General features: G+C 22.3%; 1 pseudogene. It reads left to right on the forward strand.

From position 1 onward, the window contains the following. Positions 1-939 (forward strand): annotated as a pseudogene (locus tag GQX97_RS12510) (methyl-accepting chemotaxis protein); the annotation flags it as partial.

Here is a 939-nt window from a genome sequence, read left to right on the forward strand (position 1 = left end):
TATAACTTTCTCTATGGGGCTTGCTTCTATTTCTTTTAACTTCTTAGTTGGACCTTTATATAGAAAAACTGGCTCTAAAGAATATTATTTACCTATGGGWTATAGTTTGGTGCCTATATTGATATCTGTAGTTATATTCATAATTACATTAGTTAATGGTATGCATTATAGGGCTGAGTCTTATCACTACTCTGCTTCAAATGCTTCATTAAAAAGAGAATATGCTAATGATTTCGTMAATGAGTTCTCAAGAAGAATAGATAAATATATTAATGTTACTACTGCACTATCATACTATATAAATAATTATCCTAGAAATAATAATGACTTTAATGATAATATAAATATAATTAACAATTAYATAAAAAAACAATATGTAAATGACCCTGATATAATATCTTTYGCTATATACTTTTCAAACCTAGGTAATATAGGAATGAATATAGATGATACTRCTGCAAGAAACYTATATGTGGATTTCGGTTATAAAGATAATAGTGTTACTAGAGTATATACTAATTATACGCCTAATATACAGAGAAATAAATTAAATCTAKTAACTAGTGAAACTAATTATTATGTTAATATTATMAAATATAATGATACTTTTTTTGTTTATAATCCTATTATTTATAATAATAATAATATAGGTTTTATTTTATTAGAATTAAAAACTTCAATATATGAAGACTTATTAAATAATAATCTTTATAAAGATAATTTAAATATATTTATTACAGATARAGAATATAATATTAATGCTTTTAATAATCCTAATGAACTTCAAAATATGCAAAATATATTAGGAAACGTTACTAGTTCGCTTAAAATTAGAGATGAGCAAAATAACAGTAAAATAAACAGTATTACAGATGCTAAAATATTCTATGATGAAGCAYTGAAGTTATTATTTGTAAAATATCAAATATGTAATGATAT

Source organism: Brachyspira sp. SAP_772 (assembly GCF_009755885.1).
In the GTDB taxonomy this organism is placed as follows: domain Bacteria; phylum Spirochaetota; class Brachyspiria; order Brachyspirales; family Brachyspiraceae; genus Brachyspira.